The organism is Kitasatospora sp. NPDC059803, from assembly GCF_042732255.1.
GTDB lineage: Bacteria > Actinomycetota > Actinomycetes > Streptomycetales > Streptomycetaceae > Kitasatospora.
Genome location: NZ_JBHWIJ010000036.1, coordinates 38,636 through 44,897, shown reverse-complemented (window position 1 = coordinate 44,897; position 6,262 = coordinate 38,636). Strand labels below are relative to the sequence as shown.

Annotated in this window: 4 protein-coding genes; 2 read left to right on the top strand and 2 right to left on the bottom strand. The window is 74.8% G+C overall.

What is annotated here, in order from left to right; translation table 11 throughout:
- The first annotated feature begins 310 nt into the window (after nucleotides 1–310).
- Both ACFV6I_RS08940 and ACFV6I_RS08935 read left to right on the top strand, forming a co-directional pair.
- The gene (locus ACFV6I_RS08940; RefSeq protein WP_244293492.1) at nucleotides 311–1,117 is read left to right on the top strand and encodes a helical backbone metal receptor; all 807 of its coding nucleotides are present in this window, start codon (nucleotides 311–313) and stop codon (nucleotides 1,115–1,117) included.
- A gap of 82 nt (nucleotides 1,118–1,199) precedes the next feature.
- Nucleotides 1,200–2,201, top strand: a complete 1,002-nt coding sequence (locus tag ACFV6I_RS08935) for a transglycosylase SLT domain-containing protein (protein WP_380424025.1) — start codon at nucleotides 1,200–1,202, stop codon at nucleotides 2,199–2,201.
- Nucleotides 2,202–2,289: 88 nt separating this feature from the next.
- Here the strand turns inward: ACFV6I_RS08935 and ACFV6I_RS08930 are convergent, their stop codons facing one another.
- On the bottom strand, nucleotides 2,290–4,260 hold the full coding sequence (locus ACFV6I_RS08930; RefSeq protein WP_380424024.1) for a hypothetical protein: 1,971 nt from the start codon (nucleotides 4,258–4,260) through the stop codon (nucleotides 2,290–2,292).
- Nucleotides 4,261–4,465: 205 nt separating this feature from the next.
- Nucleotides 4,466–6,055 carry a lipase maturation factor family protein gene (locus tag ACFV6I_RS08925; protein ID WP_380424026.1) on the bottom strand — a complete coding sequence of 530 codons (1,590 nt, stop codon included), beginning with the start codon at nucleotides 6,053–6,055 and terminating at the stop codon, nucleotides 4,466–4,468.
- Between the last annotated feature and the right edge of the window lie 207 nt (nucleotides 6,056–6,262).

Below are 6,262 nucleotides of genomic sequence, written 5' to 3'. Positions count from 1 at the left end.
CGCCGGCGAAGCGTCCTCGTACTGGGTCGTACTTGGACGTTTCGCCGGTGCGTCCAGGCGGGATGCCCGGCGTCGCGCGCCCGGCGGGAATTGTCAGACACGCCCTAGGGGCCCGTCGTGCGAACCCGGACCAGGTAGTCGGCCGGACCGTCCGGGGGGTTCCCGGGGATTTCCGCACCGCCCGGTGCCCGTTCACCCGCCGTCCGCCCGCCCGCCATCCGCCGCCCGTTCGCCGCCCGACCATCGCCCGTCCGATGCCCGTGCCGCCCGTCCGATACCCGTCTGCGGACCCCCGGCGTAGGGTGGCCGGATGGCCGATCCCACCGTCCTGCGGGACGATCTCGACCTGCCCGTCCGGTTCGGCCCGCGCCCGCCGCGCCGGGTGGTGTCGCTGGTGCCGTCGCTGACCGAGGCGGTCGCCGCCACCGCCCCCGGGCTGCTGGTCGGCGCCACCGACTGGTGCAGCCATCCGGCCGACCTGGCGGTCACCAGGATCGGCGGCACCAAGAACCCGGACGTGCCCGGCATCCTCGCCCTCGCCCCGGACCTCGTCCTCGCCAACGACGAGGAGAACCGGCGCCCCGACCTGGACGCGCTGCGGGCGGCCGGCCTGCCGGTCTGGGTCACCGACATCCGCACCCTGGACGACGCGTTCCGCTCGCTCGACCGGCTGCTCACCGCCGCCTGCGCGCTCCCGCGCCCGGACTGGCTGGACCAGGCCGAGGCAGCGTGGGCCCCGGTCCGGCGCCCGCCGGACGGCCCGCGGGCGATCGTTCCGGTCTGGCGCCGCCCGTGGATGGTCCTGGGCCGCGACACCTTCGCCGGGGACCTGCTGCGCCGCCTCGGCCTCCGGCTCGTCCACGCCGGACACGCCGAGCGCTACCCGGCCGTTCCGCTGCCCGAACTGCTCGCCTGCCGACCCGAGTTGGTGGTCCTCCCGGACGAGCCGTACCGCTTCACGGCACAGGACGGCCCCGAGGCGTTCCCCGGCGTCCCGGCGGCGCTGGTCAGCGGACGCCACCTGACCTGGTACGGACCGTCCCTGGTGACGGCGCCGACGGTCCTCGCGCACGCGTTGGACCACCCGTTCACAGGGGGCATGAACATCACATCGTAGGATGACCGCCACTCACCGGGACCGCCGGTGACGAGTGGGGGGAACCACAGTGGCAGTGAGCGCATCCCGGAGAGCACTGGTCATGGTGTCGGCCGCAGCGGTCTCGACGGCCGTCCTGGCCGGCTGCGGCACCAAACACGCCGACAACCACCAGAACAGCGCGCCGGACACCACCGCGGTCGCCGCCACCGGGACGCCGACCGAGACACCGAGCGCGAGCCCGTCCGCGACCGCCACCCCTACGCCGACCGCCTCCCCGACGGCCAGCGCCTCCCACAGCCCGAACCCGTCCGCGAGCAAGTCCAGCAAGACCGCCCCGACCACCCCGGCCCCGACCGCCACCAGCACCAAGCCCGGCGCCCCGAGCAGCCCGCCCGCCGCGCCCGCCACGCCGCCCCCGGTCGCCAAGCCCGCCGTCGTGGCCCCCGTGCCGGTCGCCAAGCCCGGACCGGTCGCTCCCCCGCCGCCGCCCGCGCCGCCGACCCCGCACGTCCCGCCGCTGCAGAGCAGCTGCCAGCCCAGCAAGCCCCAGCCCGACGAGCCCAAGGAGGCCGTCGGCGCGGCCCTCGCCACCGCCGCCGGCCAGGCCCGCACGCTCAACCTCAGCAGCGGCGGCACCGACAAGCTCCCGCCGCTGCCCGTCAACCTGGTCAAGGCGATCGCCTGGCAGGAGAGCGGCTGGCAGTCCGGCATCCTCGCCTGCGACGGCGGGATCGGCACCATGCAGATCATGCCGAACACGATCAGCTGGATGAACAGCAAGTTCGGCACCAACTCCGACGCAAAGACCCTCCCCGGGAACGTCCAGCTCGGCACCCAGCTGCTCGACTGGCTGGTCGCCTACTACGGCGACTCCTCCTTCGACGGCAAGTACGACCTCTCCCCCGACCCGGCCACCGGCAAGACGCCGCTGCTCGACCTCGTCATCTCCGCGTACAACGCCGGGGCGGGCAACGTGCACTACAACACCGTCACCGACCCGGCCACCGGCCAGGTCGTCGGCAGCCTGGTCATCCCCAACCCGGGGTACGTGGCCAACGTCAAGGCGCTGATGACCGGCCAGCCGTGGACCAAGACGGGCTGACAAACCCCCGAACCCGCGCGGGACAGCGGAAGGGCCCGGAACGCGATCCCGCGTCCCGGGCCCTTCGCCGATGTTCCCCGCTCGTACGTCAGCCCCGCGCGGCGGTGACGGCGGCGCCCAGCGCCTCCTTGATCCGCGGCCCGAGGCGGGCGAAGCCCAGCTCCTTCATCGCCGCCCGCAGCAGTTCCTCCTCCGTACGCTCCACACCGTCACCGTCCACCCACCGGACGACGGCGAGCAGCTCGTCGGCCGAGTAGGCGGTCACGGGCCGGCCGGGCGTGAAGTCCGGCTTCTCGGGCCGCCCGGCGGCGACGGGCGCGGACTCGACGACCTCGACCTCGACGACCTCGACGACCTCGACAACCTCGGCCACGGCCACCGGCTCCGCAACAACGGCGGGCGCCTCCTCGACGGCCTCGACCTCAGCCACCGGCTCCGCAACAGCGGCGGGCTCAACAACCGGCTCGGCCTCGACCACCGGCTGCACGTCCTCAATGGCCTCGGTCGCTTCGACCGGCTCCACGACGACGGCGGCAGGCGCCTCCTCGACGGCCTCAACCTCAGCCACCGGCTCCACGACAACTGTGGGCTCAGCGATCGGCTCGACCTCAGCCGCCGGCTCGTCCGCCTCTGCCACGGGAGCCTCGACCGCGGCGACCTCGGCGACCGTCTCGGGCTCCGCAGCCTCCTCGGTCGTCTCCGGCTCGACGACGGGCGCGGCCTCCAGGACCGGCGCCTCCTCCGCAAGCTCGACCTCGGCCTTGGCTTCGACAGCGGCTTCGACCTCGACCTCGACCTCGACAGCGTAAACCTCGACGACGGCCTCGGGCTCCGTGGTTTCCGCGGCCTCCGCCAGAGCGGCGGTCGCGGCGGCCACCAGGTCATCGGCGGCCGGGGACGGCGCCGGGAGGGAGACCACGACAGCGGACGGGGCTTCCTCCGTCGCCTCTTCCTCGGCTGCCTCGGCCGTCTTGACCACGGCCGCAGCCTCAGCGTCGCCCGAGTCTGCTTCCGTGTCCGCGTCCGCGTCGGTCACCGTCTCCTCGACCGAAGCCGGAGCCGGAGCCGGAGCCGAGGCCTCGACGGCGCTGCCCTCCCCCGCGAGCCCGTCGCGCTGGCCGCCGGCCAGGGCCTGGCGGGCGGCGAACGCGGCTTCGGCGGCGCGGCGGTCGGCCCGGGCGGCGGCGAGTTCGGTGAGCAGGTCGCCGAGGCCCGCCTCCTCAAGGGTGGTGCGCAGCCCGCGGATGGTGGGCAGGCGGTAGAGCGTGCCCTCGTCGGCGGCGAGCCGCTCGACGAGGTCGACGAGCTCGGCGAAGGCCAGCCCGTCGAGGTCGTGGTCGGGGAGCATCCGGGCGAGGCCGCGCAGTCCGGTGTTGATCGCCTCGAAGGCCTGGGCGGTGCGCTCGACCAGGGCGCCGTCGGCGGGGACGACCGGCAGGGTGCCGGCGGGGGCGAGGGCGGCCCAGGCGCGGCGTTCGACCTCGGCGGAGGCGAGTGCCTCGTGCAGGTCCTCGCGGCGGATGCGGCGGTCGGTGGCGAGGGCCGTGGCCTGCTTGCGCAGGGAGCGGGCGCGCAGCCAGGAGAGCTTGACGCCGTTCTCGCGGCGCCAGGTGCCGTCGGCGGTGGCGGCGGCGAGGGCGCCGAGGTCGGCGTCGTAGGCGGCGGTGGTGAGGGTGGCGGAGGTGCGGTGGACGCGCTGGAGCATCTCGACGAGGAGTGCGGCCTTGGCGACGGTGTCGGGTTCGTCGAGCTTGGCGTCGGCGGCGAGGACGGTGACGGCGTCCCAGGTCTGGCGGAGGTCGCGGCCGCGCAGTTCGGCGAGGGCGGTGGAGGCGGCCCGGGCGTCCTCGGGGGTGGCGACGGTGTCGACGGCCGCGTACCAGGCGTGGGTGTCGGCGGTGAGGGTGAAGGCCCCGAGTTCGGCGTAGCGGCCGAGGTCCTCGCGGAGGTCGGTCTCCGCCGTGGTGGCCTTGGCGTCCTGGGGGTCCTTGACGTCTGCGGCGTCGGCGACGTCCGCCGGGTCGGCTGCGTCGGCGTTGCGCGAGTGAAGCACTGTCATGTGAGGTCCGGTTCTGGGCGACGACGGCGGGGCTGGCGGCGAGGGGGCGGCGGACCGGTTGCGCGGGGTGCCCCGGGGGCGGGGCTGGGGGGCGCGCGGGCGGGCCGCCGGTTGTGGACGCCCAGAATACGGGTGCCCGTTCGAGCCTTGCACGCACCCACCGCCCGACGGGCGGGTGTCGTGTGCCATACCCCCCGCCTGGCCGCTACCCGGGAGGGCCGCACGGGTGGTGGGGCGTTGGGCCGGACGGGTACTGGGGCGCACGGCCGTCGGGCCGGGCGGGCGGGCTCTCCGGGCGGGCCCCGGGCCGCTGCGGCCGGTCCAGCGGGACGGTGCGGAGCCGTCGGCCGAGGGGTGGGCGGTATCCGGCGCGGCCGAGGGTGGTGAGGTCGACCGGCGCGAGGTACTCGTGGAGCGCGGTGCGGTGCCACCATGCGCCGGTTTCCCGCAGTTCGCGCCAACTGGTGAACCGGTAGAGGTAGAGGGTCGCCCGGACGTGGGTCGGCGGGGTGCCGGGAAAGGGGTTGTGGCGCAGCAGGCGAAGGGTGGCGGGATCGCCGGCGAGCAGGCGGGCGATGAAGGGCAGGAACCAGGGGCGGGCGTAGGCGGGTGAGATGCCGGCGAACCACATCAGCCAGTCGAGCCGCAGGTGGTAGGGGGCGTACTGACGCGGGAGCCGGCGCACGTCGCCGGGTTTGCCCTTGAAGCCGTACTCGTGCCAGACGGTGTGCGGGGTGAGGGTCGGTTCGTCGGTGCCTTCGACGACGACCTCCTGGCGGATGCGACTGATGCTGCCGAAGGCGCCGTAGGTGTTGACGAGGTGCAGCCGGTTGAAGGAGCGGTTCATGGCCTGGCGGCGGGAGACGAGGTTGCGGACCGGCCAGTAGCTCAGGACGGCGACGGCCGCGGTCAGGGCGATCACCAGCGCCTCGAACCAGACGGGCGTGGCGGGGTGGACGCGGGCGTGGACGGGCAGTCCGACGCGGGCCGGGTCGACGGCGGCGAGGGCGAGCGTGATGGTGAGCCAGTTGAGCCAGGCGAAGTTGCCCGAGGCGATCAGCCACAGCTGGGTGGCGACGACGGCGCAGGCGGCGTAGCTCGCGACCGGCTGTGGGAGGAGGAGGCCGACGGGGACGACGAGTTGGACGAAGTGGTTGGCGGCGACCTCGACGCGGTGCAGCGGGTCGGGCAGGTGGTGGAAGAACCAGCTGAGCGGTCCGGGCATGGGCTGGGTCTCGTGGTGGTAGCGCAGGCAGGTGAGGTCGCGCCAGCAGCGGTCGCCGCGCAGTTTGATCAGTCCGGCGCCGAACTCGACCCGGAAGACCAGCCAACGCATCAGCCAGAGCACCAGGGTGGGCGGGGCGGTGTCGGCGTTGCCGAGGAAGGCGGCGAGGAAGCCCGCTTCGAGCAGCAGCGACTCCCAGCCGAAGGAGTACCAGGTCTGTCCGACGTTGACGATCGAGAGGTAGAGCCCCCAGAGCACCGCCCACAGCAGGACGGACGCCCAGAGCGGGACGGCGTCACCGAGTCCGGCGGTCACGGCGGCGGCGAGCGCGGCGCCGCTCCAGGCGACGGCGGCGAAGAAGCGGTCGCTGTAGTGGAGGTGGAACAGTCCGGGCGAGTGGCGGAACGGGACCCGGGCGGTGAAGCGGGGCACCGGCAGCATGCCGTCGCTGCCGATGAGGGCGCGGAACTGTGCGGCGGCGGCGAGGAATCCGATCAGGTAGAGGCCGGCGAGCAGGCGTTGGACGAGCAGTCGGCTCAACCAGTAGTCGGGGGCGGCGAACCAGTCCATGCGGCCCATGCCTACCATCGGCGGCCGCCGGGCGGGACGCGGCCGGGGCGCGGGCGGGGACGGTTCACCCGCTCGGGCCCGCCCCCGGACGGGGCGCGGGGGGGGGGGGGGGCGGCGGGGGGGGGGGGGGGGGGGCCCCCCCCCGGGGGGGGGGGGGGGGGGGTGGGGTCTCGCTGGCGGTTGGGGGGGGTGGGGGGTCGGCCGACA